Below are 22,526 nucleotides of genomic sequence, written 5' to 3' on the forward strand. Positions count from 1 at the left end.
TCCAAGTCACCCATTCAGCCACCACAGCCAAACGGGTTGCGCTAACGCGCAACGCGCCATGCCTGGCGCACAACAAAAAGGGCGACCCTTTCGGATCGCCCTTTTCGCCACCACCCTAGAGTGGATTTAATTTGGTAGGCACAATTGGACTCGAACCAACGACCCCCACCATGTCAAGGTGGTGCTCTAACCAACTGAGCTATGTGCCTGCTGTGGTGCGCATTCTACTCAGGTTTTTACAACCCGTAAATAGAAATATGCAAATAAATCAAACTTTTGCTGCATGCCCTGAACACGCAAAAAATCGCCCCAAACAAAAAAGGCGACCCTTTCGGATCGCCTTTTTTGCTGCCGCCAACAGGAGCGGTCTGATTTGGTAGGCACAATTGGACTCGAACCAACGACCCCCACCATGTCAAGGTGGTGCTCTAACCAACTGAGCTATGTGCCTGCTGTGAGGCGGCATTCTACGGAATTGACGAATGGTGTCAACTCTTTTTTTCGCGCTAACTCACTGAATATTAAAAATATTTGTGGGTTGGTCGTTTTCAGAATTTTAAACACCCCGCTAGCGGGTGTTAATTATTGTTGATAGGATCAGCTCATACGTAAAAAATATAAAACAGAGGTCCACCCCCATGGCGCACACCCCCTACCCTCAGTCCTACTACGCCGCATCGGCCAATCCTGTTCCGCAGCGCCCAGCTTTGCAGGAAGAAATTGATGTCGATGTCTGCGTGATCGGCGCCGGCTACACCGGTCTGTCCAGCGCACTGTTCCTGCTTGAAAACGGTTTCAAGGTTGCTGTCCTGGAAGCTGCAAAAGTCGGCTACGGTGCCTCTGGTCGCAACGGCGGGCAAATCGTCAACAGCTACAGCCGCGACATCGACGTCATTGAACGCACTGTCGGCCCCAAACAGGCACAACTGCTAGGGCAGATGGCGTTTGAAGGCGGCCGGATCATTCGTGAGCGCGTCGCCAAATACAACATTCAGTGCGATCTGAAAGACGGTGGCGTTTTCGCCGCCCTGACCTCCAAGCAAATGGGCCACCTGGAATCACAGAAACGCCTGTGGGAACGTTTTGGCCATAATCAGCTGGAACTGATGGACCAGCGCCGCATCCGTGAAGTCGTCGGTTGCGACAGCTACATCGGCGGCATGCTCGACATGAGCGGCGGGCACATCCATCCGCTGAACCTGGCGCTGGGCGAAGCTGCCGCGGTTGAATCCCTCGGCGGCAAGATCTATGAACAGTCGCCTGCCGTGCGCATCGAACGCGGTGCCAACCCCGTGGTACACACCCCTCAGGGTAAAGTCCGCACCAAGTTCGTGATTGTCGCCGGCAATGCCTACCTGGGTAACCTGGTGCCGGAGCTGGCCGCAAAATCGATGCCATGCGGCACCCAGGTGATCACCACCGAGCCTCTGGATGCCGACCTGGCACATTCGCTGCTGCCACAGGACTACTGCGTTGAAGACTGCAACTACCTGCTCGACTACTACCGCCTGACCTCTGACAAGCGCCTGATCTTCGGCGGTGGCGTGGTGTATGGCGCACGCGACCCGGCCAATATCGAAGCGATCATTCGCCCGAAAATGCTCAAGGCTTTCCCGCAGCTCAAGGACGTGAAGATCGACTACGCCTGGACCGGCAACTTCCTGCTGACCCTGTCGCGCCTGCCTCAGGTCGGCCGTCTTGGCGACAACATCTACTATTCGCAGGGCTGCAGTGGTCACGGTGTGACCTACACCCATCTGGCAGGCAAGGTGCTGGCCGAAGCGCTGCGCGGCCAGGCAGAACGCTTTGATGCGTTTGCCGAGCTGCCGCACTATCCGTTCCCAGGCGGGCAATTGCTGCGTGTACCGTTCAGCGCCATCGGTGCCTGGTACTACAGCCTGCGCGACCGCCTCGGCGTTTAACGCCTACCGCTCAAGCCGTCACGGGCCAATGGCCTTGACGGCTTGGCGGGCAGCCTGTTCCTGGCCTGCCTGGGCCAGATCATTGGCTGCCTTGAGCCAGCGCTGCCGGTCTACCTGCGCCGGCAACTGCCCAGGTTGCTGTACCAGCACAGCCCAGGCCCCCTCCTTCTGCCAGGCAGCATTGAAGCTGTCGAAGCCCATCAGCAAGCGCCGATTATTGCCCGAGCGCAGCAACACGCGTTCCTTGTAGCGGTCGTAACCGACCAGCAAGGCATACCGCGGCTCGCCCCACAGCGCTGTCCCCTCACTGTAACGCAGCAATACCGGATTACCTGCAGCAACCTGCGTTAGCAGCGCCGGCAACTGACGGTCCAGTGGGTAAACCATCATCCCGTACTCACGCGCTACAGCCGGCATTGACTCCGGTAGCTTGTCGACGTCTTGCGGCAAATGCAGGGGGCCATCAAGCAGACCTGGCGTGATCCGCACACCCTGTTGAGACAATATCGCCGCCAAGGCCATTGAGGCACTCTGGTTCGCATTGCCACGGAAATATGGCACACCGCTCAACTCAACCCGCTGCGCCATGCCATTGAGCTGAGACGAGAATGGGCTGGCACAACCGGCCAGGCTCAGGGTTACGGCCACAGCCGCAAACAGACGACGGGATGCGATGGGAAATACAGGCATGGACTCTCGCTTGTTCTGGTGCCCGGCAGGCAGCGCCCGGCCTCGGCTGCGATCATAGGCCGGCAGCGCTTCGCGGTATAGCCCGCCTACGGCTTAGAACAAAGCAGACCAAGGTGCTAGACCATAGGTCAATGGCTTGCCATGTAACAACAGCTAGACTGTTGCATGAGGCAGGCGCAAGAGCCTGCTCGGCTTAAAGGAGGCACACATGAGCCTGACACTGGCGATTTTCATGTTGATCGGCGCTTGGCTGAGCGTCGCGGCCGCAATGCTCTGGGGCGTACTGCGCATCACGCGTCGCCACCATCACCCTCACCTGCAACCCCGGGATATGACGGCAGGCGTGCCTCATCGCCAGCGCCGACACGCCCACGCACACTGACTCAGCCCCACAGAAACGACAACGGCCGGCCCGGGTTACCCCGGCGCCGGCCGTCACGCCTGAATCAGTAATCAGGCCGAGATTTCTTCACGCTTCATGCGAGCACGTCGCGACAGAATGTTAAGCACTTCGATCGCCGTCGAGAACGCCATGGCCGCGTAAACGTAACCTTTTGGCACGTGGACACCGAAGCCTTCAGCGATCAGGGTCATACCGATCATGATCAGGAAGCCCAGGGCCAGCATCACGACGGTCGGGTTGTCGTTGATGAAGCGCGCCAGTGGATCAGCGGCTACCATCATCACCACCACGGCACTGATAACGGCGATGATCATGATCGGCAAGTGCTCGGTCATGCCCACAGCAGTGATGATGCTGTCGATCGAGAAGACGATATCCAGCAACAGGATCTGGCCAATCGCAGCAGCAAAGCCAAGGGTAATGGTCGACGAGGCCTTGGCGTCTTCCTGTGCCACGGGATCAACACTGTGGTGAATTTCAGTGGTTGCTTTCCACAACAGGAACAGGCCACCCGCGATCAGAATCATGTCTTTCCAGGAGAAACTCTGGCCAAACACGTCAACCACCGGTTCAGTCAACTGGACGATCCAGGCAACGGTACTGAGCAGCGCCAGACGCATCACCAGCGCCATGCTGATACCCACGCGCCGCGCCTTGGAGCGGTACTGTTCAGGCAGTTTGTTGGTCAGGATGGAAATGAAGATCAGGTTATCGATACCCAGGACAATCTCCATGGCCACCAAGGTGGCCAGGGCGACCCAGGCGGTAGGGCTTGCAGCAAGTTCTAACAGGTATTCCATGAATCAGTCCTGAACGGGGGGATTGGTTGAATCAGATGTCTTGAGTGCTGTCATCGCGCTCGGTGTCAGAAGGCTTCTTCTCTGCCTGCGAACCTGTGGCTTCGCTCAAGGCTTGTTGAGCCGCTTCATTGGTCTTGTCGATGGCTTCCTTGGCCGACTGTGCGGCCTGATTGAGCACCTGCTGGGCGGACTTTTCTGCCTGTTCACAGCCGCTGATGGCAAACAACGCCAGCACCAGCACCAACGGCGTACCAATCGATTTGAAGTGAAGCATGTTTTTTCCTCTTGTAACGGCCAGCCCTGAAGCCGGCGCTTTAGATAGCAATGCATTCTAAAGACCGAGATACATCAGGAAAATTCGTTTTTTTAAGGGTTATACTTCGGTTTTTACGAAGTGAGAGCCCTCATGCTCAACTACAGGCAGCTGCACTACTTCTGGGTCGTGGCCAAAACCGGCAGCATTGTGCGCGCCTGCGAGCAACTGAACCTGACCCCGCAAACCATCAGCGGACAGATCAGCCTGCTGGAACAAACCTATGGGGTAGAGCTGTTTCGCCGCGTAGGCCGTCAACTGGAACTGACCGAAACCGGTCGCCAGGCCCTGAGCTATGCCGAGCCCATGTTTCAGATCGGCGGCGAACTTGAGGCCCTGCTGCGTACACAGCCAGAAGAAAAGCAGATCCTGTTTCGGGTTGGCGTCGCGGATGTGGTGCCAAAGTCCATCGTTTACCGGCTGATTGCCCCCACCATGGAAATGAGCGACCCACTGCGCATCAGTTGCCGCGAAGACAAGCTGGAGCGCCTGCTTGCCGACCTGGCGATTCAGCGCCTGGACCTGGTCATCTCCGACAGCCCAATGCCCAGCCACCTGGACATCAAAGGCTACAGCCAGAAGCTGGGAGAATGCGGCATCAGCTTCTTTGCCACCGCCACGTTGGCCGCGCGCTACGGGGCCAACTTTCCTCAAGGGCTACAACATGCGCCACTGCTGATACCCGGGCAGGAAACCGTGGTACGCAGCCGCTTGCTGCGCTGGTTTGCCGAACAGAATGTGCAACCACGGATCATCGGTGACTTCGATGACAGCGCCTTGATGCAAGCCTTCGGGCAGTCAGGCAGCGGAATATTCATCGCCCCCAGCGTCATCGCCGACGAGGTCTGTCGACAGTACGGCGTCGAGCTGATCGGCCAGACGGATGCCGTGATCGAGTCGTTCTATGCCATCTCGGTGGAACGCAAGGTCAAACACCCCGGCATACTTGCCATCACCGAAGGCGCCCGACGCGAGCTGTTCAACTGGCCTCTGGCCGGAACCGCGCGCTCATCAACCACAGCCCCAGGATCACCGACGACGTGATCAACACAGCGGCAGACAATCCCAGGCGGGCCAAGCCCAGGGTATCAATGACCCAACCGCCAATGATCGCCCCCAGGCCGATGCCAAGATTGGCCCCGGCAATATTGAGAGAAGCCGCAAACGCCGGCGCCTTGGGGGCGGCCTTGATCAGGCGCACGTGGGAAACCAGAAACAGCGCGGCCTGGGTCGCCCCCCAAATGGCCAACGCCAACATCAGGCCCACCGTGGACTGCATGCTCGGCACCACCGCCACCAAGCCTATGACCATCACGGCGCAGAAGCCACTGGACGCCAGCAGAGGATGACGGTCCACGGCACGACCGCCCAGACTGTTGCCGACCAAACCGACCGCACCAAACCCCATCAGGTACCAACCCACCCTGCTGCCATCGAAGCCGGCCAAGCGCTCAAGCATATCGGCCAGGTAGGTATACGCCGTGAACATGCCGCTGAACACCAGCACCGACAACAGCACATGCCCCTGCAACAAACGGCTGCGCAAGATGCCAAATTGCCCGAGCAGTGACGAGGCTGGCGTCTGACGCGGGGTGCGTGGCAGGTAGCCGTACAACAACAACGCCTTGGCCAGCGCCAGCACGGCCAGCACCGCAAAAGCCGCCCGCCATCCCAGGGCGTCGCCAATCAAGGTGCCGACCGGGATGCCAAACACCGTCGCACACACCACACCAAAGCTGATCTTGGCAATGGCGCGTCCAGCGTAAGCCGGGCCGACGATGTCCACCGCCGTTTCACTGGCCAATGCCCAGAACACCGGCAACCCGAGCGCCGGGATCAACCGAGCCAGGCCCATTACATAAATGTTCGAAGCCACCGCCGCCAGCGCATTGGAGGCCGCAAACACCAGCAAAATTCCGATAAACAGTCGTTTTCGATCGAAGCGCGCGCACCACGCGGTGAGAAACGGCCCGCAACAGGCCACGGTGAATGCGAACAAGGTCACCAGCAGCCCCGCCTGGGAGACGCTGACCTGCAGGTCACGCGCAATGCCCGGCAGCAGCCCGACGATAATGAATTCCGTGGTCAATACAGTGAAGCCGGCCGCAGCCAGCAACAGGATAGGCAATAACATCCACACTCCAACGCAGAAAGCACGCGGCCGCAGCCGCGCCAAAAGGGCGGGCATACTACACGCCCGCACCACGCTCCGACACCGTGCAGCGACCCTCGCCTGCACACTGTGCTAAAGTCGCGCCCTTTTTCGCGGCCCTGCCATCCAGACGCCGTCAATGCGCCACGTTTCGGCACTGCCGAAACCCTTGAACAAGACAGAGAAACACCTGCCATGACCCCCGTTCTAAACCTGTTGAATAGAACCAGCCTGGTGCTACAGATCCTGGTTGGCCTGATTGCTGGTATCGCCCTCGCGTTGATCTCACCCGAAACCGCAGCAAACCTGTCCTTTATTGGCAAGGTCTTCGTCTCCGCGCTGAAGGCTGTCGCCCCCATTCTGGTGTTCATTCTGGTCATGGCGTCTATCGCCAACCATCGCCATGGTCAGGAAACCCATATCCGTCCAATTCTGGTGCTGTACCTGCTGGGCACCTTTGCGGCTGCGGTGGTGGCGGTAGTTGCCAGCATGGCCTTCCCTTCCCACCTGGCGCTGAGTACCTCCGAGGCCTCGCTGAGTGCTCCGGGTGGCATTGGTGAGGTCCTGCAGAGCCTGGTGCTGAGCGCCGTAGACAACCCGGTCAAAGCCCTGATGAACGCCAACTTCATCGGTATCCTGGCGTGGGCCATCGGCCTTGGCATTGCCATCCGCCATGCTGGCCAGACGACCCGAACCGTGCTGGAAGACCTGTCCAACGGCGTGACCGTGATCGTACGAGTCGTCATTCGTTTTGCGCCACTGGGTATCTTTGGCCTGGTCGCCTCGACCCTGGCAGAGTCCGGCCTTGATGCCCTGATCGGCTACCTGCACCTGCTGACCGTCCTGATCGGCTGCATGCTGTTTGTCGCGCTGGTGGTCAACCCGCTGATCGTGTTCTGGAAAATCCGTCGCAACCCGTTCCCACTGGTGTTCATGTGCCTGCGTGAAAGCGGCATCACCGCCTTCTTCACCCGTAGCTCGGCCGCCAACATCCCGGTCAACCTGGCGTTGAGCAACAAGCTCGGCCTGCATGAAGACACCTACTCGGTATCGATCCCTCTGGGTGCAACCATCAACATGGCCGGTGCCGCCATCACCATTACCGTCCTGACCCTGGCAGCGGTAAATACCTTGGGCATCACCGTAGACCTGCCGACCGCCGTACTGCTCAGCGTGGTGGCAGCGGTGTGCGCCTGCGGCGCCTCCGGCGTGGCTGGCGGCTCGCTGCTGCTGATCCCGCTGGCCTGCAGCCTGTTCGGCATCCCCAGCGAAATCGCCATGCAAGTGGTGGCAGTTGGTTTCATCATCGGGGTACTGCAGGATTCGGCAGAAACTGCGCTGAACTCCTCCACCGACGTACTCTTCACCGCCGCAGCCTGCCAGGCCAAAGAGCGTCAAGCCGCTCGCGCCTGACCATGCCCCTGCAGCCGGTGCCCGGGCACCGGCTGCTTGTGTTTTACCGTCAACCGCACCTAGGCTAGAGCCTTTCCTCGAATAGAGACAGGGCCATGTCCGCCGAACACGAAACCGCTTCCCCTGCCCGCTTCACCAGCACCGAAGTCCGTATTCTCGGCTCGCTGATCGAGAAACAGGCCACCAACCCCGAAACCTACCCACTGACCCTCAACGCCCTGGTGCTGGCCTGCAACCAGAAAACCAGCCGTGAGCCGGTGATGAACCTGAGTCAAGGCCAAGTCGGCCAGAGCCTGCGCGCCCTGGAAAGCCAAGGCATGACCCGCCTGCAGATGGGCAGCCGCGCCGACCGCTGGGAACACCGTATCGACAAGGCCCTGGAGCTGGTTCCGGCACAAGTGACGTTGCTTGGCCTGATGTTTCTGCGCGGCCCGCAGACCGTCAACGAGCTGCTGACCCGCAGCAACCGCATGCACGACTTTGACGATGCCGAGCAGGTCGTGCATCAACTTGAACGCCTGATTGCACGCGGTTTTGCGCTGCACCTGCCGCGCCAGGCCGGCCAGCGGGAAGACCGGTACACCCATGCATTCGGCGATCCGGAAGACATCGAAGCCATCCTCGCAGCACGGCAGCAAGGGCCGGAACGCTCGACCGCCAGCGCGGTGTCGCTGGAACGTATCGAAGCGCTGGAAGCCCGTATCGCCGCGCTGGAAGAGCGCCTGGCGCAGCTGGAGTAACACACACGGCCTGGGTGGCCGGGCCGACAACGGCAGGCTCCCGACAATACGCCTACAACGCTGCAGGCGCCGCCAACACTGGCGATGGCATTCGTGCGTACGCCACTGCCGCGGCGACCTGCTCGTCCGTTGGCCTTACCCCGGTGTACAGCACGAACTGTTCCAGTGCTTGCAGCGCAATCACGTCCAGACCAGTGATCACCGGCTTGCCCAGCGCCTGTGCCTGCACGATCAACGGTGTCTGCTCCGGCATCGCCACCACATCGAACACCCACTGTGCAGCCGCTATCGCCTCGGGCGCGAACGCCAACTGATCCGCCTCATCGCCACCGGCCATGCCAATCGGCGTCACATTGACCAGCAACTGTGCACGCAGGTTACCAAGCTCTGCTTGCCAGCCATACCCGCACACCTGCGCCAGTCGCCGCCCCGCTGCTTCGTTGCGCGCGACCAGGGTGCCATTGACGAAGCCGGCATCACGCAACGCGCAGGCCACAGCTTTGGCCATGCCCCCACTGCCACGCAAGGCAAAGCTCATGTCCGGGTCCAGACGATGGCGCGCCAGCAGTTGGCGTACTGCCAGATAGTCGGTGTTGTAGCCTTTCAGGTGCCCAGCCGTATTGACCAGGGTGTTGACTGAGTCAATGGCCGCAGCCGATGGGTCCAGCTCGTCGATCAAGGCAATACAGGCCTCCTTGTAGGGCATCGACACACCGCAACCGCGAATGCCCAGGGCACGGATCCCGCCGATGGCTGCGGGCAGATCGGTGGTGGTCATGGCCTTGTAGTAATAATCCAGCCCCAACTGCTGATACAGGTGGTTGTGAAAACGTACGCCAAAGGTGCCAGGACGGCCTGCCAGAGACATGCACAAGACGGTGTCTTTACTGGGGGTCATGCGGATCTCCTGAAATGCGCTGAAGGCACAGTATGCCAAGCGTGAACAGGCAACGTGCCTCATGTCGCCAAACCATTCAGATCGCCTGCCCCCGTACTACGCTCTACCTACGCACGCTGACTCAGCTCATCAGCAGGTTGGTCGGAAGTCGGGAAGCTGGAGACGCGGCTGATAGGTACACGCATGGGACAAGGTTAAATTTGTTTCATTTTTGGCCTAATGATTCCGGGGCAATCGACAGCCCCTGAGCCATACTCCTAAAATGTAACGGTTTTTTACCGAAAACCTTTGCACAGCCAACGACATACCAACATTTAGTGAGCGCCAACGTGAAAACCTCTCTTTCGATTTTAAGTCTGCTGCTATTGCTCACAGGTACCGCCGCAGTCTCGTCGAATGCTGTTGCCCAACCACCCGCGCAAGTTCAACGTGACCCTTCCAAGCTGCGCCTGGCATCCGGCAGTGCTCTGTTGATCGACGTGCAGACCAACCAGGTGCTGTACGCCAACAAGGCCGACGTCGTGCGACCGATCGCATCGGTCACCAAGTTGATGACCGCGATGGTAGTCCTCGACGCCAAGCAGCGCATGGACGAGGTGATCCCCGTCACGATTGCGCAGACCAAGGAAATGAAGGGCGTCTTTTCCAGGGTCAAACTCGGCAGTGAGCTGAACCGTCGAGAGATGCTGCTCATTACCCTGATGTCCTCGGAAAACCGCGCGGCGGCAACCTTGGCGCACCACTACCCCGGCGGCTACGATGCGTTCATCAAGGCCATGAACAGCAAAGCCCGCGCACTGGGCATGACCCACACGCGGTATGTCGAACCGACCGGGTTGTCGATGTACAACGTGTCGACCGCACGCGACCTGAGCAAGCTGCTGCTGGCCGCGCGCAACTACCCGATGCTGAGCGAGTTGAGCACCACACGCGAGAAGACCGTGGCGTTCCGCAAACCCAAATACACCTTGGGCTTTCGTAACACCGACCACTTGGTCAACAAGAGTGATTGGGACATCAAGCTGACCAAGACCGGCTTCACCAATGAGGCGGGGCATTGCCTGGTGCTGCTGACGCGCATGGCTGACCGGCAAGTGGCCATGGTCATTCTCGACGCCTTTGGCAAATACACCCACTTTGCCGACGCCAGCCGCCTGCGCCAGTGGATGGAAACCGGCAAGGCAAGCGCAGCGCCAGCCGTGGCGATGCGCTACAAGTCAGAGCGGACCCAGAACCGGCCAGTCGCCGACTGAAGGGTTACAGGGCCTGCCTGGTGTTGTACATGGCAGGCCCCAAGGCCAGTATCAGGCGCTGGTACTGACCAGCGAACCCGAACTGCTGCCTCCGCTGGTGGTCAGGGCTTCGAGCAAGGCACTGGTCGCGACCTGAATAGCGGCCATGGTGCTTGAAACGGCGCTTTGGGCGGCCATCACCGCAGCCGCCTTGGCTGTCTCCTCCTGCTTACTGGCCATCGCTTTCTGCAATTGCTTCTGCTGTTCGGCCAACTGCTTTTGTAGCCGCTCTATCTGCTCACGCAACTGCTTGATGTGTGCTGGCTCACTGTCGCTTGTGCTGGCACCACTGGCCTTGGCCTCGCCATTCTCCCGCACCTGGGAAAGGTCGGCCTTGACGCCGCTTGTAGCTGTCGCCTCGGCAGGCGCCGCGCCATTGATACTGACGCCGTTGACATTGGTTGCACTTGGGCTGCCGTTGATGCTGATGCCGGCCGCCAGCGTATTGATTCCGACCATGTGCTTATCGTCCTGATGGTATTTGCGTTAGCCCGCTTATCGACCGCACGGGTCAAACCTTTAACCCGCCCTGCTTTACCCCCACTAACACTGGCAGCGATCCCCTAACCACGCTGCATGCAACGCTGGTAACGCGCCTCGACCCGATTGGCAAACCAGGCGGTGGTCAGCGTGCGGGTAATCTTCGGGCTTTCCAGCACAATCCCCGGCAACAGCGCACGGGGTAGTGGCTTGCCCTCGTGCTGCTCGGCAAGGGCATACACGCGTCGATAAAGACGAGTACTTTCAAATGCCAGGCTGTCGCCTTCCTCCAACTGACTGCGGATCGCTGGGTTGCGCATGTCCAGCGCATCACCCAACTGCCTCACGGCCCGCTCTGTCGCTCCCGGCAGAATCGCACCCGGGGCGATCAGGTCGCCATCAAGCGCCAGACTGACACCTGATGCCCGGCTGACGGCATGCTGAAACGCCGCATTGCGGCTGGCGTACCAACCGGCATTGAAATCAGCGAAACGGTACAGTTGCCGATCATAGTTCGCCGGATAAGCGAGCAAATGAGCAATCCCGAAATACAGCCCACCACGGCGACTGAACACTTCCTGTCGGATCGTGCCGGTGTACGTGTAGGGGTAACCCTTGGCATGGCGTTCGGCAAAGGCGATGCTCACCTGCATCGGCCCGCCGGTGCGCACCGGATTGAGACCGCCAAGCAGTGTGCGCCCCATGGGCACGGTGCTGATCAGGTCATCGAAGATTGCACTCAACTGCCGCTCGCTGCGCACCGTTTCCAGGCGCTCGCTGTAGCTCTTGCCACTCGGTGAACGGGTATTGAGCGCCGCATTGACCAGAAACTGCGGGACATGCAGCCTGGCGGCACGACGGTCGATTTCTTCACGGGCGATGCGCCCCAGACCTGGCACGCTGGGGTCGGCCTGGAAGGTGGATTCCTGTTCAGTGACCGCCAGCGCAGCACACAGGTTGTCGCGGGTTGCGGCAATGCCCTGGTGGGTAAAGGCAACTTGAATATCCTTCGCCCAACCCTGGCGATCGGCGAGGTTGGCCGGCAACAGGCGAGCGATCTGAGCCCGCAACTCGGCAGGGCTGGCAGGCTGGGTGGTGCGCGGTGAGGCGCAACCGGCCAGCACGAGCAACACAGCAAGGCACAACAGCAATCGAAGTGAAGTCATGGACCACCCGCAAGGATACCGCCGTGGTTTCAGCAGCCGGGCGTGCTCAGCCCACTACCAATGGTCACGGCCGTCACCTCCACACCCTGGAAATGATGCATCGCCGCCGGGTCGAACGTACGCTCGCAGTTGAAGCGGGTATCGACCACGAAGTCGTCCCCCTTGGCCTTGCTGATCGCGTCACGCCAGTTGTAGGCCGCGTTGACCGCCTGATCACCCGCCAATACCACTTCTAGCATCACTTGCGTGAAGTTGACCGCATGTGGCCCCTCCCAAAGGGCATACACCGACGGATCATAGGCGTTACCACACAGGTCCAGACAGTCTGCATAGAACGCCATCGGGCCACCTGTAGAGCGGTTAAGCGCACCGAACGTCAGCGGCTCATTGCTCGGCGGAGCAAAAGTGCCGATAAAGCGGCTCAAGTCAGCCTTGCAGGTAGGCGACAACGCCAGGCGCAATGCACTGACCTTCCCGCCCGCTGCCGTTGCGGTAACCTCGCACCCTTGCACGCGGTAGCTGTGGGTATCGCCATCCGAAGCCTGGGCAACACCTGCAACCGATTCAAAATAGCCCAGGCTGCTGCCCAGCATCTCGCCATTGAAGACCTGAGCCACCGTTGCCTGGGCCTGTGCCTGGGCCAACAGCGCAACGCTGCTCAACGCCAGGGTCGAGCAAAAGGGAACGAGGGCACGCGTGTTCATCGGAACATCCTGTAGAAATCGAGGGTGGAAAAACGCGCACTCTAATTCAGATCAATAGGCCACAGCCATACCTCACAGGCACGTCAGGAGAGAATGATGTAATCGCTGAACTGCGCAATGGGTGCATGTTCGCCCGCGACCAACTGCACGTAGCGTCCCCCCACCTGATCAATCGCAATACAGTCATCGACATCCAGCACGGCATCGGTATGCGGCTTGAGCCAGTCTCGGGCCATCTGCAATTTGCCTTTGAGCCTGGCCTCCGCCGGACTGCACGCGACCACCAGCAGGTAGCGATGAGCCTCGCCAAAACTGCCCGGCTCATACCCCCCAAGGTTGATGAAGTACAAGCGTGGATCACCCGCAGCTGGCTGCAGGTCGGACCAGTGCAACACATACCCCTCAGCCCCATCAACCTCAAGCCAGGAGTCGATATGCAAGCCCTTGGGGCTGCCGAACCACTGCTCGCGCAATTGCGGATAAGCCGCCTCCAGGCTTGGGGCAACAGCGAAAACCACATCGTGGACTTCGATCTTGGCGCCGGGGTGCTTGCCCCCCAGCATGACAACAAACAACATGGCGTTCCCTACTCGAGAATGGCAGGTGCGATAAGCGACACCTGCAACGCAAGGGCCTCGGTTTCAGGGCTGCTCGCCCACCAGGTAGGTTTTACTGATGTGCCGGAACTGCTCGTGACCGGCGCTGCCCAGCAACTCGAACAGCACCATTTCACGGGTGACGATCTGCGCCCCGGCATCACGCATACGCTGCACACCGGCAGCCTGGCTCAGTGGGCTACGGCAGTCGCAGGCATCCTCGACGACAAACACCTGCTTACCCGCCTCGCACAAGTGCAGGACGGTTTGCAGTACGCAGATATGGGTCTCCATACCGCAGACAATGACCTGATCACGGGCGAGCAGGCTGGCCGGCAGGCAGTTGGCGGCCACGCAGGAAAAATGCAGCTTCTCGACCACCTCGGCATTGCGTGCCGCCTCCTTGAGTGCCGCCAGCGTCGAGCCCAGGCCTTTGGGGTACTGCTCGGAGAACACCACCGGCAAACCAAGCTCACCGGTGGCAGCCAGCAACCAGCGGGTACGGGCCACGGTGCCCGCCGGGTCAGTCACCGCGCCAATGAGTTTTTCCTGAACATCGATGACCAGCAGCGTGGCCTGGGTGGCGTCGATCAACATCGTGTGAACCCTCTGTTCAATATGGCCGCAAGCCTCGCGCAGGTGCGTTGCGTCGTCAATGCCTGCCCGCAAGCAGCGCAAACCGCTCAGCCCTGCACTGCCTTCGCCCGGGCTATCGCCGCTGCGATCGCCGCTCGCGCCTGCGGGCTGTTCTTCCAGCAACTGGAACCCACCAATGCCGCCGCCTGGGTAACGATATCCAGCGCGTTGGCCTCGCTCAGTTGAGCCAGCGAGTTAAAACCCAACTGCTCCAACCGGTCGACCACGGTGGGGCCAACGCCCTTTACATCCAGCAGCGCAGCGCGCTCATCGTGTGAAAAAGCCATATTCACCTCCCTGTGAGTGCGCAGCCGATGGCTGCGCGGTAAACCACAAGTCTAAGCGTCTCTGCGGGGCCTGCACCAGTGGCTGAACAGCCAGTACGCTGAACACCGGCGCAAACTGGGCCGTGATGCCACCTGCCACGCTCATCAGCCGCCCAGCGCGATGATCGCTGCGATCAACAAAGCGCCCGTGATCGCCATTGCCACACCACCCTGCCAGGGTTTTGCGCCGGCGTACCGAGCCAGAACCCAGCCTGCAATGAACAACACTGCAACACCGACACCGTTTGACAGGCGGATAGCCAGGGCGGCCTGCTCAAGCACAATGAACGGCACCACCAAGGGGAACGTGGCACACACCACCAGCAGAAAGACGCCCAACGCACCCTTGAAATCGTCCCAGCCAAGGCGCGGTGGCAGCACGATAGCCTGTTGGTCGAGCAAACGTCGGCGCAGCACCTCTAGCCCCTCCGCGCCGACTGCAGCAGCCAGACGCGACGGTAGCACTTCAGCAATCAGCGCCTGCCCGGTTGCGGGGTCTGCACCTTTGCGCAGGGTGTCAAGCAACATGCGGTTGCGCGAACGCTCGATCAAGGTCCGCAGCAAGTACATCACAGCATCGGCAAGGCCCCAGGCGAGATTGCAGCCGAGCGCGGCAATCATCATGGTGCGCTCTTCCTCACGGCTGGCAGTCGCCACGCTGAGTGTTCCGGTAAAGGTCATTGCCATCAACAGGCCGAAAATGACTTCTGTGACGCGCTCTATCGGGTCGAGCACGCGAGCCCGCTTGTGCTCATATGCGTTGTGCATGTGTCCAACCTCGCACAGCCATGCGATACCTGCGAGCCACGCTCACAGCGCCCATCGTTCTGAATCAACGGTCATCTCAGTGTAGTGTGGATGCGCCTGGCGCAGCACCGCGCAGGGTGCCAGTATGAAGGGGTACTTTCCGCGCTACATGGGGACGCGCCATGGCCACCATCGATCGCTTGTCCACACAGACCGCCAGCCGCCTGGCAGCCTTGCACCGAGACGGCTTCGTACTGCTGCCCGGCGTGCTGAACGCTGCGCAAATCGCCACCCTGCGTGCTGCAATCGATCATCTCAAGCCCCAACACTGGGATTACAGCGGCCTGCTTGAACATTACAAATGCGTGTTCAACCGCGACCCACTGTGGTTGCCGTTTCTCGACCTGAGCGGGGTTATCGAACTGGCCGAAGCAGCATTGGGCGAGGACTGTCACATCATTGGCCAGACTGCCTGGCGCTGCCATCCTGGCTTCATCGGCGCTGCACTGCACCTGGACTACCTGGCCATGGCCCTGCCGCAAAGCCTGCTGGCCGACCCTGCGTTCGAGTTGCCAATGCAGATCTGTACCGCACACCTCTACCTGGACACGATCGATGCCGACCTCAGCCCCACACGAGTAATACCAGGAAGCCACCGCGCCGGGCGACCACCGGCAGCAGGTGAAAATGAGTGGCAAGGCCAACCGGCACAGCCGGTGCTGTGCGAGGCCGGGGACGTGCTGATGTTTCGCAGCGAGCTGTGGCACGCGGGCAGCGACAACCGCACCCTCGACCGCACCCGCTACCTGCTGCAGGTGCATTATGGCCGACGCATGGTGGCCCAGAAGTTTTCACCCTACCTGTACTGGCGCTTCAACCCTGCAGTCGTGGACGCGGCCACACCACGGCAACGGCGCCTGCTGGGCGAACATGAAGAAGCCGAGTACGACTGAGCCGCTGGCGTTTACCTGTGCAACCCGCGCATCGATCAATAGCACTCGATACGATTGCGGCCGTTTTTCTTCGCCCGGTACAACGCCTCATCGCTCCGCGACAGCGCAGCATCAGCACTGGCGTCACTGGCCATGATGGCCGAAACCCCCACGCTGACGGTCAGAGGGATGCGCTGGTCGCCAACCCGCAATGGGACCTCGGTAATACGCTGCTGCAATAGCTGAGCAAAAGCGCTCGCCTGTGCGATGTCCTTGCCACTCAGCACTACGGCGAATTCTTCACCCCCCACGCGGCCCACCAGGTCCCATTCGCTGAGCTGATCCCGCACGATGGCTGCAAAATGCCTGAGCGCCTGATCGCCGACAGCATGCCCCCATTGATCGTTGATCAATTTGAAATGATCAAGGTCACACATCAACACGGCTGAGTGACGGTCAAGGGCACGTTGCACCTTCATCAACTCAGCCTCGATCTGCATCATGAAATGCCGGCGGTTGGGCAGTTGGGTAAGAAAGTCCACGGTGGCGAACTCATGAAGCTCTGCCTCGATCCGCTTACGCTCGGTAATATCGGTGATGAATCCGTGCCAGAGGGTGCTGCCATCCACCAGCCGAACAGGCCGGGCATCACCTTGGCGCCAGCGCAAGCCTTGCCGGGGCAACCAGACGCGGTACTCGAAATGCCACGGTGTCAGGCTTGCCGCCGACACATCAAACGACATCCGGTAACCCGGAAGGTCATCGGGATGAATGAGCCGATTGACGGGCGCATCGTTGGTGGCGACCTGCTCCGGCGTCAGCTCATACATGTCCTGAATACCGGCACTGGCATAAGAGAACGACGAGTCGCCTGCGGGCGTGCGTTGGTACTGGAAGACCAGCCCGGGCACTTCATTGGTCAGGTTGGTGAGCAGGTCGACCGTCTGCTGCAACCGCTCCGACATGCCACGGATGGCTGAAATGTCAGTGGTGGTTCCGATCATTCGTAGCGGTGTACCGTCCGCGTCGCGGCTGACCACCCGGCCCCGACTGGAAATCCATTTGTAGCGGCCATCCTTGCAGCGAATACGGTGTTCGACTTCGTAGTTTGCTGTCTGTTGGTCAAAGTGCGCGCGAATGGCAGCCCTTACGTAATCGACGTCATCCGGGTGGATACGCGTGTAACTGTCTTCAATACGATTGGAAATCTCGGCATCGGTATAGCCCAGAATGGCCTTCCAGCCCGCGGAGTAATAGATTTCACCGGCCTGAATGTCACGATCCCAAATACCGGTTCCGCTACCGGCGATCGCCAGCGTCATGCGGCGCTCGCCTTCACGCAGGGTGTTGACCTCTTCTTCCAGGCGGGCCTGTGTGCCATCACGTTCGATGATCTCGGCAGCCAAACGGGCCAGGTCGCGCAGAAATGCCTGGTCCTCTTCAGTCATGTCCCGAGGGGCATCATTAAGCAGGCAAAAAAAACCAACCGACTCTGCCGCAGGGGTGATGACCCGGCAGCCGGCCAGAAAACGCACCGGCCGGTTGCAGGTATCGTGCAATGGCCTGCGAAAACGCCCGTCTGCAACGGTATCGGGGATGACCAACACCTCATCATGCGCGGAAAAGTATCGACCCAGCGAAAACACATCAGGCAGTCCTGACAGCGCCCTGCCCTCATGCGTGTCCGCCCACAACCCACTTACCGCTTCAGGCAGGAACAAGGCATCGACAACCCCAAAATGGCCGCGGGCAATACGTAGAAGACTGTCAAAACGCTTGTCCGGCAACGTACCTGGCGCATTTGCGGGTCTGCACAGGCCAAGCGCTTGGGATTTCAGATGACTCAGCATGTTCAGCTCTGTCGATACTGCCGAAACGGCGAGCACAATTTATACCGCATATCCAAAGGAATGGCTTTTTGCTTGCACGTCTTGCCGAGCCAATTCAGTGACCCACGGGCACCTCAAGCATCACGCAGAAGGTCGTGGGCATTGAGCAACTCATAGGCAATCTCGGGGCGACGCTCCAATGCCCGGCGGATAGCGGCAGGAATCGATTGACGAGTCTTACGGCACAACCCGGTTTGCGCACCGATATGAATACCGATGCCGCGCATGGTACGCACTTCATTGAAGCCCGGGGCAATATCCAGACGGATGCCCAGTTGTTCATGCATGCGCCGCTTCATTCGCTCAAGGTCAGCGAGGCTTTCAAGGTTTTCCAGGCGCTCGAGCAGGCGCTTCTCCTCCTGGCGGGTCAGGAGCAGGATGCGCTGATCGGCACCAGGGCTGTCCAGCAACTGTTCGCGGTCACAGTCGCAGGCACCGGGTGGACAGGGTTGGCGGATCGGAAAAGAGGCTGTCATGGCGTTCAATCATAGCCATGCGCAGCTTCCTTTGCCTATGACACCTGATCGGACGCCACCCTGTTCACGCGAACTACACTGACTGCGACCTGGTTCATGACAGGGGCGCTGACATGGCGAGCAAGAACATGATCGTCATACGCCTCTCGGCGATCCAGGACCTGGGTTCGAAGGACGTCCTGTGCATCGACAAGGCCGGCACCTTGACCGAAGCGGTCAGCCACCTGGAGCGGCATGTCGACCCACTGGGCCAGCCTAGCGACCGCCCGTTGATGCTGGCGTACTTCAACAGCCACTATGAAAGCGGCCCCGATGCCCAGGCCCGCCCCATGAGCGAGGCCGACCGGCTAGCGATTCATGCCCAGTATCACGCGTTGGAACAGGAAGGCCTGCGTTGCGCAGTATCGGCATAACCCCCGGCGGGCTGGGCGTATTTGAAGGCGGCGCGGTCAGTGCCCTGCATTGGGCGGGCATTGCACTGCCGGTGGCACTCTCCGCGACGCTGCTGTTTCGCGGCCTGAGTTTCTGGGCACCGATGCTGCCGGGCATACTGGTATCGCGTAGCGCGCTGCGCTAATCCATCACCTGCTGCATGATTTCAAATGCGTTCAGCGCGGCGCCACGTAACAACTGATCGCCACTGATAAACAGGTCCAGGCCGTATTCGCCATAGATCAGGTTGTAACGAATACGCCCCACTTCTACAGCGTGCTTGTAGGTAGACGTCATCGGCATCGGGTAACGCCCCTGCAGAGGGTCGTCCACCACCTCGACCCCGGAAGCCTCAGCCAGCATTTTCCTCACATCACTGAGCGAGCGGATCGGCTGGCGAAACTTCAGGCTCAGGCTTTCGGCATGCGAGCGCAGTGTCGGTACTCGTACTGCCGTGGTGCTAATAGCTAACTGCGGTTCGTTGAGCACCTTGCGCAGCTCCCATACCACCTTCATCTCTTCACGGGTATAACCGTTTTCTTCAAAAACGTCGACCTGCGGTATGACGTTGAATGCCAGGTTATGGGCAAAGTTCTCGCTGCTGTTGTCTTGTCCGTAATCACTGAAGCGACGCGCCCGCTCGCGCAACTCGAGCATCGCCGGCTGGCCTGCGCCGCTGGCCGCCTGGTAGGTCGAAATGATTGCGCTCTCCAAGCCAAAAGCCTGGTGCAAAGGCCCAAGCACCATCAGGGCAATGGCCGAGGAGCAATTGGGATTGGCGATCAAACGCTCCCCGGCATAACGCCCACCGTTGATTGGCGGCACCAGCAAGGGGACCTCAGCGTGATAGCGAAACGCAGAAGAGTTGTCGATGACAATGGACGCCTTTGCCAGCGTCGGCCCGTGCTCAAGGGCAAACGCTCCTGAGACACAAAGAAAGACAATGTCACAAGCAGCACAGGCGGCTACAGAAAACGGCTCGATTCGGTACTGCTGCTGGCCAACCTGCAGAGGCTTGCCCACCGAGCGTGACGACGCCATGCACACCACCTCAAAAGCGGTGTTTTGCAGCAACTCAAGCATCGTCATGCCCACAGCGCCGGTACAGCCAACCACGGCAATTCTTTTCATGTCGACTCCTTGAATGAAAGGACCAGGCACCAACGAGCGACGCCTGGAAAAAGGCGTCATACCGCGCGCAACTGATGACCTGATGCAACGCAATTCCGTTACTCAAAGCCCCTGGTGATCAACGCTACGGAGCATGTTCCAGGGCACGGATTGTAGGGAGGCAACGGACTCGGCTACAGTGCGGAAACCGACAACAACCGGAAACTTTTCGCCAAATGCATTCTCCACCTGGCATTGTCGCCATCCTGGCGTATGAAGGGCTGTGCACCTTCGAGTTCGGTATCGCGGTGGAGATTTTTGGGCTGTCCCGTCCGGAACTGAACATCCCATGGTATCGACACCAGGTTGTCGCGGTAGATGACGGACCCATGCATGCCATGGGTGGCATTCGCATCATTGCTGACGCAGGTCTGGAGATACTCGACAGTGCGCGGACCATCATTGTTCCAGGCTGGCGCAGCCGTCACGACCTACCACCAGCGCCACTACTGGAAGCCTTGCGCCAGGCTCACGGACGCGGGGCACGGCTACTGTCGATCTGCTCGGGCGTGTTCGTGCTGGCCGCCACTGGCTTGCTGGACGGCAAACGCGCAACCACCCACTGGCAGTTCGCCGATGAACTGGCGCATCGTTTTCCGAAGATTGAAGTCGATCCGAATGTGCTTTACGTAGATGCGGGGCAACTGATCACCTCAGCCGGCAGTGCCGCAGGCATCGACGCCTGCCTGCACCTGGTGGCTCGCGATCACGGCACCCATGTAGCCAACTCGGTCGCCCGACGCCTGGTGATGGCGCCGCAGCGTACAGGCGGCCAAGCCCAGTTCATTCACACACCGGTCAGCACACTGCCACGCAACGAACTGACCCGTGTGCTGCAGTGGGCACGGGAACATCTGCAAGAGCCCATCAGCATCTGTCAGATGGCAAGCCGGGTAGCCATGAGCGAGCGCACATTCCTGCGCCGCTTCAGGGAAACCACAGGCCTTGCGCCAAAAGCCTGGTTACAACAGCAACGCATCTCCCGTGCCCGGGATCTGCTGGAGAGCACGAGCCAGAACATCGCCAGCATCAGCGAGGCCTGTGGTTTTGCTTCGGTAGAAAGCTTTCGTGTGGCGTTCCGCACCGTCGTGGGTGTTTCACCCTCGACCTACCGCAAGCGCTTTGGCAACCCTCGGATGCAGACAGAACAGCCACACTGACAGACACAGTGCCGGGCGAAGCTGAGCACGATCGGTCAGCTCAGTGCACCCTCCGGCCAGGGCGTCAGCACCTCAACGCCGTTCTCGGTCACCGCAACCATGTGCTCCCACTGCGCCGACAGCGAGCGGTCGGTGGTGATGACCGTCCAGCCATCGCCGAGGGTGCGCACATGCCGTTTACCGGCATTGAGCATCGGCTCGATGGTGAACACCATGCCAGGCTTGAGCGTCAGCCCCTGCCCCGGCGTACCGTAGTGCAGTACCTGTGGTTCGTCGTGATAGACCTTGCCGATACCGTGCCCGCAGTACTCGCGTACGACACTGTAGCCGGCCTGCTCGGCCACGCGCTGGATGGCATGGCCGACATCGCCCAGCGTAGCGCCCGGGCGCACGGCGCGAATGCCGGCGTACATTGCGTCATAGGTGGTGCTGACCAGACGTTCGGCTTCAGGCCGGGGCTTGCCGACGAAATACATGCGGCTGGTATCACCGAACCAACCGTCCTTGATGACTGCAATGTCGATGTTGACGATATCGCCATCTTCCAGCGGCTTGTCCGAGGGAATGCCGTGGCAGACCACATGGTTGACCGACGCACAGATGGTTTTCGGAAAGCCGTGGTAACCGACGTTGGCCGGTATGGCCTTCTGTACGTTTACGATGTAGTCATGGCACAGGCGGTCCAGCTCATTGGTCGACACGCCCGGTTTGACGTGCGGCGCAATCATCGCCAATACCTCGGCAGCCAGTGTTCCGGCCACACGCGCCATGGCAATCTCGGCAGGTGTCTTGAGGGTAATTTTCTTGCTCATTGTCCAGCCTCCACGGCGGTTTTGACGCGGGCGCCAGATGCAGCAGCGGCCAGTGCAGAAAGCTGGCCCAAATGCAGGCCACCCGCCTGTTCGGCACGAATCAGCAGGCGACAGATTGCGCTGTGATCCAGTTCCGGGTGCAGCTCGGCCAACATGCCAATGCGCATCCAGTGCTCGGCTTGCGCATTGATCGAGCGGCTCAGTGCATTGCTGGCAAGACGCAGGTCTTCATGCATCTGCTCTGAAATCTTGACGATACCCACGATGAGGCTCCATATATGCAACGTATACGTTTCATACACTAACAAAGGCACGGCAATTTCTGCAATGTTCCTCACTCCACGGCCTATGCTCAAATCGACGCCCCTCCCCCTCAG

Annotated in this window: 26 protein-coding genes, 2 tRNA genes and 1 pseudogene; 10 read left to right on the forward strand and 19 right to left on the reverse strand. The window is 60.1% G+C overall.

The genetic code is table 11. The features are described from left to right. Nucleotides 1-132: 132 nt before the first annotated feature. Together CYD26_RS10150 and CYD26_RS10155 are read right to left on the reverse strand one after the other, a co-directional pair. Nucleotides 133-209 (reverse strand) — tRNA-Val (locus CYD26_RS10150). Nucleotides 210-374: 165 nt separating this feature from the next. Continuing rightward, a tRNA-Val gene (locus CYD26_RS10155) sits at nucleotides 375-451 on the reverse strand. Between the two features lie 187 nt (nucleotides 452-638). Between CYD26_RS10155 and CYD26_RS10160 the strand changes: the two genes are divergently transcribed. Beyond that, entirely contained in the window at nucleotides 639-1,922 is a 1,284-nt protein-coding gene (locus tag CYD26_RS10160) for an FAD-binding oxidoreductase (RefSeq protein WP_065761993.1), read from the forward strand. 18 nt (nucleotides 1,923-1,940) lie between these two features. Here the strand turns inward: CYD26_RS10160 and CYD26_RS10165 are convergent, their stop codons facing one another. Next, entirely contained in the window at nucleotides 1,941-2,612 is a 672-nt protein-coding gene (locus CYD26_RS10165; protein WP_102052529.1) for a hypothetical protein, read from the reverse strand. A gap of 208 nt (nucleotides 2,613-2,820) precedes the next feature. Between CYD26_RS10165 and CYD26_RS25235 the strand changes: the two genes are divergently transcribed. Further along, complete coding sequence (locus CYD26_RS25235; protein WP_176717495.1) at nucleotides 2,821-2,994, forward strand: hypothetical protein; 174 nt, start codon at nucleotides 2,821-2,823, stop codon at nucleotides 2,992-2,994. Nucleotides 2,995-3,065: 71 nt separating this feature from the next. On the opposite strand, the gene CYD26_RS10170 is transcribed toward CYD26_RS25235, so the two are convergent. Then, a complete protein-coding gene (locus CYD26_RS10170; RefSeq protein WP_102052530.1) occupies nucleotides 3,066-3,815 on the reverse strand; it encodes a TerC family protein in 750 nt (249 codons plus the stop codon). Nucleotides 3,816-3,846: 31 nt separating this feature from the next. After that, complete coding sequence (locus CYD26_RS10175) at nucleotides 3,847-4,089, reverse strand: hypothetical protein (RefSeq protein ID WP_065761917.1); 243 nt, start codon at nucleotides 4,087-4,089, stop codon at nucleotides 3,847-3,849. A gap of 132 nt (nucleotides 4,090-4,221) precedes the next feature. On the opposite strand from CYD26_RS10175, the gene nhaR reads away from it, so the two are divergent. Continuing rightward, on the forward strand, nucleotides 4,222-5,172 hold the full coding sequence (gene nhaR / locus CYD26_RS10180) for a transcriptional activator NhaR (protein ID WP_099774100.1): 951 nt from the start codon (nucleotides 4,222-4,224) through the stop codon (nucleotides 5,170-5,172). Here nhaR and CYD26_RS10185 read toward each other — a convergent pair. Then, a complete protein-coding gene (locus CYD26_RS10185; protein ID WP_102052531.1) occupies nucleotides 5,108-6,262 on the reverse strand; it encodes an MFS transporter in 1,155 nt (384 codons plus the stop codon). The genes nhaR and CYD26_RS10185 overlap by 65 nt on opposite strands. A gap of 213 nt (nucleotides 6,263-6,475) precedes the next feature. Here CYD26_RS10185 and sstT point away from each other — a divergent pair, with 213 nt between their 5' ends. Together sstT and CYD26_RS10195 are read left to right on the forward strand one after the other, a co-directional pair. After that, nucleotides 6,476-7,693, forward strand: a complete 1,218-nt coding sequence (sstT, locus tag CYD26_RS10190; RefSeq protein WP_102052532.1) for a serine/threonine transporter SstT — start codon at nucleotides 6,476-6,478, stop codon at nucleotides 7,691-7,693. A gap of 95 nt (nucleotides 7,694-7,788) precedes the next feature. Further along, the gene (locus tag CYD26_RS10195) at nucleotides 7,789-8,433 is read left to right on the forward strand and encodes a YceH family protein (protein ID WP_102052533.1); all 645 of its coding nucleotides are present in this window, start codon (nucleotides 7,789-7,791) and stop codon (nucleotides 8,431-8,433) included. Nucleotides 8,434-8,485: 52 nt separating this feature from the next. Here CYD26_RS10195 and CYD26_RS10200 read toward each other — a convergent pair whose 3' ends face one another. After that, a complete protein-coding gene (locus CYD26_RS10200) occupies nucleotides 8,486-9,331 on the reverse strand; it encodes a shikimate 5-dehydrogenase (protein WP_371917212.1) in 846 nt (281 codons plus the stop codon). Between the two features lie 329 nt (nucleotides 9,332-9,660). Between CYD26_RS10200 and pbpG the strand changes: the two genes are divergently transcribed. Continuing rightward, a complete protein-coding gene (gene pbpG / locus CYD26_RS10205; RefSeq protein WP_099774097.1) occupies nucleotides 9,661-10,584 on the forward strand; it encodes a D-alanyl-D-alanine endopeptidase in 924 nt (307 codons plus the stop codon). A 51-nt stretch (nucleotides 10,585-10,635) separates the two neighbouring features. Here the strand turns inward: pbpG and CYD26_RS10210 are convergent, their stop codons facing one another. The 7 genes from CYD26_RS10210 to CYD26_RS10240 all read right to left on the reverse strand — a co-directional run bounded on the left by CYD26_RS10210 (nucleotide 10,636) and on the right by CYD26_RS10240 (nucleotide 15,299). Beyond that, nucleotides 10,636-11,082: a hypothetical protein gene (locus tag CYD26_RS10210; protein ID WP_099774096.1), complete on the reverse strand. Its 447-nt coding sequence runs from the start codon at nucleotides 11,080-11,082 to the stop codon at nucleotides 10,636-10,638. Nucleotides 11,083-11,186: 104 nt separating this feature from the next. Continuing rightward, nucleotides 11,187-12,269 carry a DUF1615 domain-containing protein gene (locus tag CYD26_RS10215; protein ID WP_099774095.1) on the reverse strand — a complete coding sequence of 361 codons (1,083 nt, stop codon included), beginning with the start codon at nucleotides 12,267-12,269 and terminating at the stop codon, nucleotides 11,187-11,189. 29 nt (nucleotides 12,270-12,298) lie between these two features. Beyond that, nucleotides 12,299-12,973, reverse strand: a complete 675-nt coding sequence (locus tag CYD26_RS10220; RefSeq protein ID WP_102052534.1) for a hypothetical protein — start codon at nucleotides 12,971-12,973, stop codon at nucleotides 12,299-12,301. A gap of 83 nt (nucleotides 12,974-13,056) precedes the next feature. After that, nucleotides 13,057-13,551, reverse strand: coding sequence for a DUF1543 domain-containing protein (locus tag CYD26_RS10225; RefSeq protein WP_099774093.1), 495 nt, complete (start codon nucleotides 13,549-13,551; stop codon nucleotides 13,057-13,059). Between the two features lie 63 nt (nucleotides 13,552-13,614). Continuing rightward, nucleotides 13,615-14,166 carry a hydrolase gene (locus CYD26_RS10230; protein ID WP_099774092.1) on the reverse strand — a complete coding sequence of 184 codons (552 nt, stop codon included), beginning with the start codon at nucleotides 14,164-14,166 and terminating at the stop codon, nucleotides 13,615-13,617. Between the two features lie 86 nt (nucleotides 14,167-14,252). After that, nucleotides 14,253-14,492: a Pathogenicity locus gene (locus CYD26_RS10235; RefSeq protein WP_102052535.1), complete on the reverse strand. Its 240-nt coding sequence runs from the start codon at nucleotides 14,490-14,492 to the stop codon at nucleotides 14,253-14,255. A 144-nt stretch (nucleotides 14,493-14,636) separates the two neighbouring features. Further along, nucleotides 14,637-15,299 carry a hypothetical protein gene (locus tag CYD26_RS10240; RefSeq protein ID WP_102052536.1) on the reverse strand — a complete coding sequence of 221 codons (663 nt, stop codon included), beginning with the start codon at nucleotides 15,297-15,299 and terminating at the stop codon, nucleotides 14,637-14,639. A 161-nt stretch (nucleotides 15,300-15,460) separates the two neighbouring features. On the opposite strand from CYD26_RS10240, the gene CYD26_RS10245 reads away from it, so the two are divergent. Then, nucleotides 15,461-16,231, forward strand: a complete 771-nt coding sequence (locus tag CYD26_RS10245) for a phytanoyl-CoA dioxygenase family protein (RefSeq protein WP_102052537.1) — start codon at nucleotides 15,461-15,463, stop codon at nucleotides 16,229-16,231. A gap of 35 nt (nucleotides 16,232-16,266) precedes the next feature. Here CYD26_RS10245 and CYD26_RS10250 read toward each other — a convergent pair whose 3' ends face one another. Both CYD26_RS10250 and CYD26_RS10255 read right to left on the reverse strand, forming a co-directional pair. Continuing rightward, the gene (locus CYD26_RS10250) at nucleotides 16,267-18,060 is read right to left on the reverse strand and encodes a diguanylate cyclase (protein ID WP_102052538.1); all 1,794 of its coding nucleotides are present in this window, start codon (nucleotides 18,058-18,060) and stop codon (nucleotides 16,267-16,269) included. Between the two features lie 113 nt (nucleotides 18,061-18,173). Then, complete coding sequence (locus CYD26_RS10255) at nucleotides 18,174-18,575, reverse strand: hypothetical protein (RefSeq protein WP_065759522.1); 402 nt, start codon at nucleotides 18,573-18,575, stop codon at nucleotides 18,174-18,176. A 113-nt stretch (nucleotides 18,576-18,688) separates the two neighbouring features. On the opposite strand from CYD26_RS10255, the gene CYD26_RS10260 reads away from it, so the two are divergent. Further along, nucleotides 18,689-18,988 carry a hypothetical protein gene (locus CYD26_RS10260; protein ID WP_102052539.1) on the forward strand — a complete coding sequence of 100 codons (300 nt, stop codon included), beginning with the start codon at nucleotides 18,689-18,691 and terminating at the stop codon, nucleotides 18,986-18,988. Next, nucleotides 18,970-19,149 (forward strand): annotated as a pseudogene (locus tag CYD26_RS10265) (lysylphosphatidylglycerol synthase domain-containing protein); the annotation flags it as partial. The gene CYD26_RS10260 and the pseudogene CYD26_RS10265, both read left to right, overlap by 19 nt. Here CYD26_RS10265 and CYD26_RS10270 read toward each other — a convergent pair. Further along, nucleotides 19,149-20,138 (reverse strand): aspartate-semialdehyde dehydrogenase, encoded by a 990-nt coding sequence (locus tag CYD26_RS10270; protein WP_099774083.1) that lies wholly within the window; start codon nucleotides 20,136-20,138, stop codon nucleotides 19,149-19,151. The pseudogene CYD26_RS10265 and the gene CYD26_RS10270 sit on opposite strands and share 1 nt — an antisense overlap. A gap of 215 nt (nucleotides 20,139-20,353) precedes the next feature. On the opposite strand from CYD26_RS10270, the gene ftrA reads away from it, so the two are divergent. Then, the gene (gene ftrA, locus CYD26_RS10275; protein WP_102052540.1) at nucleotides 20,354-21,337 is read left to right on the forward strand and encodes a transcriptional regulator FtrA; all 984 of its coding nucleotides are present in this window, start codon (nucleotides 20,354-20,356) and stop codon (nucleotides 21,335-21,337) included. A 35-nt stretch (nucleotides 21,338-21,372) separates the two neighbouring features. Here the strand turns inward: ftrA and map are convergent, their stop codons facing one another. Next, the gene (map, locus tag CYD26_RS10280) at nucleotides 21,373-22,149 is read right to left on the reverse strand and encodes a type I methionyl aminopeptidase (protein ID WP_099774081.1); all 777 of its coding nucleotides are present in this window, start codon (nucleotides 22,147-22,149) and stop codon (nucleotides 21,373-21,375) included. After that, nucleotides 22,146-22,412: a ParD-like family protein gene (locus tag CYD26_RS10285; RefSeq protein ID WP_065759527.1), complete on the reverse strand. Its 267-nt coding sequence runs from the start codon at nucleotides 22,410-22,412 to the stop codon at nucleotides 22,146-22,148. The genes map and CYD26_RS10285 overlap by 4 nt, the downstream gene beginning before the upstream one ends. Between the last annotated feature and the right edge of the window lie 114 nt (nucleotides 22,413-22,526).

This window comes from Pseudomonas sp. FFUP_PS_473, assembly GCF_002858665.1.
GTDB classification, from domain to species: Bacteria; Pseudomonadota; Gammaproteobacteria; order Pseudomonadales; family Pseudomonadaceae; genus Aquipseudomonas; species Aquipseudomonas defluvii.

What these genes read in the sequence shown, in the direction of transcription:
- CYD26_RS10160 (WP_065761993.1), top strand. Translation starts at nt 639, where the DNA reads ATGGCGCACACCCCCTACCCTCAGTCCTACTACGCCGCATCGGCCAAT.
- CYD26_RS10165 (WP_102052529.1), bottom strand. Translation starts at nt 2,612, where the DNA reads ATGCCTGTATTTCCCATCGCATCCCGTCGTCTGTTTGCGGCTGTGGCC.
- CYD26_RS25235 (WP_176717495.1), top strand. Translation starts at nt 2,821, where the DNA reads ATGAGCCTGACACTGGCGATTTTCATGTTGATCGGCGCTTGGCTGAGC.
- CYD26_RS10170 (WP_102052530.1), bottom strand. Translation starts at nt 3,815, where the DNA reads ATGGAATACCTGTTAGAACTTGCTGCAAGCCCTACCGCCTGGGTCGCC.
- CYD26_RS10175 (WP_065761917.1), bottom strand. Translation starts at nt 4,089, where the DNA reads ATGCTTCACTTCAAATCGATTGGTACGCCGTTGGTGCTGGTGCTGGCG.
- nhaR (WP_099774100.1), top strand. Translation starts at nt 4,222, where the DNA reads ATGCTCAACTACAGGCAGCTGCACTACTTCTGGGTCGTGGCCAAAACC.
- CYD26_RS10185 (WP_102052531.1), bottom strand. Translation starts at nt 6,262, where the DNA reads ATGTTATTGCCTATCCTGTTGCTGGCTGCGGCCGGCTTCACTGTATTG.
- sstT (WP_102052532.1), top strand. Translation starts at nt 6,476, where the DNA reads ATGACCCCCGTTCTAAACCTGTTGAATAGAACCAGCCTGGTGCTACAG.
- CYD26_RS10195 (WP_102052533.1), top strand. Translation starts at nt 7,789, where the DNA reads ATGTCCGCCGAACACGAAACCGCTTCCCCTGCCCGCTTCACCAGCACC.
- CYD26_RS10200 (WP_371917212.1), bottom strand. Translation starts at nt 9,331, where the DNA reads ATGACCCCCAGTAAAGACACCGTCTTGTGCATGTCTCTGGCAGGCCGT.
- CYD26_RS10210 (WP_099774096.1), bottom strand. Translation starts at nt 11,082, where the DNA reads ATGGTCGGAATCAATACGCTGGCGGCCGGCATCAGCATCAACGGCAGC.
- CYD26_RS10215 (WP_099774095.1), bottom strand. Translation starts at nt 12,269, where the DNA reads ATGACTTCACTTCGATTGCTGTTGTGCCTTGCTGTGTTGCTCGTGCTG.
- CYD26_RS10220 (WP_102052534.1), bottom strand. Translation starts at nt 12,973, where the DNA reads ATGAACACGCGTGCCCTCGTTCCCTTTTGCTCGACCCTGGCGTTGAGC.
- CYD26_RS10225 (WP_099774093.1), bottom strand. Translation starts at nt 13,551, where the DNA reads ATGTTGTTTGTTGTCATGCTGGGGGGCAAGCACCCCGGCGCCAAGATC.
- CYD26_RS10230 (WP_099774092.1), bottom strand. Translation starts at nt 14,166, where the DNA reads ATGTTGATCGACGCCACCCAGGCCACGCTGCTGGTCATCGATGTTCAG.
- CYD26_RS10235 (WP_102052535.1), bottom strand. Translation starts at nt 14,492, where the DNA reads ATGGCTTTTTCACACGATGAGCGCGCTGCGCTGCTGGATGTAAAGGGC.
- CYD26_RS10240 (WP_102052536.1), bottom strand. Translation starts at nt 15,299, where the DNA reads ATGCACAACGCATATGAGCACAAGCGGGCTCGCGTGCTCGACCCGATA.
- CYD26_RS10245 (WP_102052537.1), top strand. Translation starts at nt 15,461, where the DNA reads ATGGCCACCATCGATCGCTTGTCCACACAGACCGCCAGCCGCCTGGCA.
- CYD26_RS10250 (WP_102052538.1), bottom strand. Translation starts at nt 18,060, where the DNA reads ATGCTGAGTCATCTGAAATCCCAAGCGCTTGGCCTGTGCAGACCCGCA.
- CYD26_RS10255 (WP_065759522.1), bottom strand. Translation starts at nt 18,575, where the DNA reads ATGACAGCCTCTTTTCCGATCCGCCAACCCTGTCCACCCGGTGCCTGC.
- CYD26_RS10260 (WP_102052539.1), top strand. Translation starts at nt 18,689, where the DNA reads ATGGCGAGCAAGAACATGATCGTCATACGCCTCTCGGCGATCCAGGAC.
- CYD26_RS10270 (WP_099774083.1), bottom strand. Translation starts at nt 20,138, where the DNA reads ATGAAAAGAATTGCCGTGGTTGGCTGTACCGGCGCTGTGGGCATGACG.
- ftrA (WP_102052540.1), top strand. Translation starts at nt 20,354, where the DNA reads ATGCATTCTCCACCTGGCATTGTCGCCATCCTGGCGTATGAAGGGCTG.
- map (WP_099774081.1), bottom strand. Translation starts at nt 22,149, where the DNA reads ATGAGCAAGAAAATTACCCTCAAGACACCTGCCGAGATTGCCATGGCG.